Consider the following 1,626-nt stretch of genomic DNA (forward strand, 5'->3'; position numbering starts at 1 on the left):
GCATTACAAACCTCTGGTCAACTCTTCATCAATGCTGTTACCTTAGTTGGGTACAGATAACTAATAAAGATACAGATATAACACTTTAAATGGTTACAGATTAAGTGTGAGTTACAAGGGGGAAACGTGGAAGAAAAACTCAGCGGCAATAAATATCTCGCTATAGAACAACACATTAAGGCTCAGATCGATAAAGGGCTCTTTCACCCAGACGACCGCTTGCCTTCCATTCGTCAACTCAGTGAACAACTCGGTGTGAGCAAAAACACCGTGATTCGCGCTTATCAAGAACTGGAAGCGACGGGCTGGGTTTATTCTGTGCCTAAATCAGGCTATCGTGTGAAAACACCGAACACCACCATCTGGGATGCACCGAGCCAGCCTCAAAAAGTCGACCTCTTGTCGGTCACCAAATCTGTACTCTCCCGTCCGAAAGGTCGCTTGAAACTGCTTGCTGGTTCTGCACACCCGAACATTAATAACCCTGCCATTCGTAGCTTGTACGCCGAAATCGGTCGCCATAGCCGTTTGCAAACTCAGCTTCCCGGTTATTACCAATTACCTCCCGGCGATGAGCAATTAGTAAAGCAGTTGCTAAAGATCACCCATGATCTAGGCGTGCCTGCGGGATCGAATGAAATTGCAATTACACATGGTGCTCAACAGGCGATCAGTCTGGCTTTACGTGCATTAACCAAACCGGGAGACATCGTGGCGGTCGAGTCGCCCTGTTATTTCGGTAATCTACTTTTACTTGAATCACTTGGCTTGCAAGCCCTTGAAATACCAAGCAGCGTCAGCCACGGAATCGACATTCCTTCACTACAGAGTGCGTTGGACAAATGGGAAGTGAAAACCTTGCTACTAACGCCAAACTTTACCAATCCAACCGGTTCACGGATGCCATTGGCGAACCGAAAAGCATTACTGGAAATCACCGGATCTTTACCGATTATCGAAGACGATGTGTTCGGTAGCTTGGCATTCGACACACCCATTGCCAGCCTCAAAGAGCTTGATGACCAAGATCGAGTCATTTACGTCAACTCTTTGTCCAAGACCTTAGATTCTCGCTTGCGTATTGGCTGGTTACTCTCAGGTCGTTACCAGGCTCAAGTTGAAAAATACCTGTTATGCGACAACATGGGCAGCTCCAATTTAATGCAATCCGCGGTGGGTCAATTTCTCACTACCGGTAAATATCGCAGCCACTTATCCAAAATGAAACGACTCTACCAAGTCAATCAAAAGCAATTCCAAAGCCTGTTAATACAAGCGCTTGATGGCTATGAACACCTTGTTGGCCGCTACCATCTGTCAAAGCCTGAGGGATCTTTTTTAAACTGGATCACGTTACCTGAATCGGTCGATAGCTACGCGATTTATCAAGATTGTTTGAAGCACAAATTGGGAATATTACCTGGCACAGTCTTTGGGACAAACGATCAATATAAACACTGCTTGCGCTTCACGGTAGCGAACATCGAAGAGAGTAAAGAGTGGAAAGAAGGGGTTGTGACACTAGCGAAAATAATCGCGAAGCATACTTCTTTCTAATCGAATATTTCTGACTGCTAGATCATTCAACAATGAATAAACGTTAACTAAAACAACAAATACAATCAC

Annotated in this window: 1 protein-coding gene; it reads left to right on the plus strand. The window is 45.1% G+C overall.

All coding sequences use genetic code 11. The features are described 5' to 3' along the window. Nucleotides 1–126: 126 nt before the first annotated feature. Nucleotides 127–1,557 (plus strand): PLP-dependent aminotransferase family protein, encoded by a 1,431-nt coding sequence (locus AB4496_RS21130; RefSeq protein WP_102258252.1) that lies wholly within the window; start codon nucleotides 127–129, stop codon nucleotides 1,555–1,557. Nucleotides 1,558–1,626 lie beyond the last annotated feature (69 nt).

This window comes from Vibrio sp. 10N.222.46.A1, from assembly GCF_041473595.1.
GTDB classification, from domain to species: Bacteria; Pseudomonadota; Gammaproteobacteria; order Enterobacterales; family Vibrionaceae; genus Vibrio; species Vibrio tasmaniensis_A.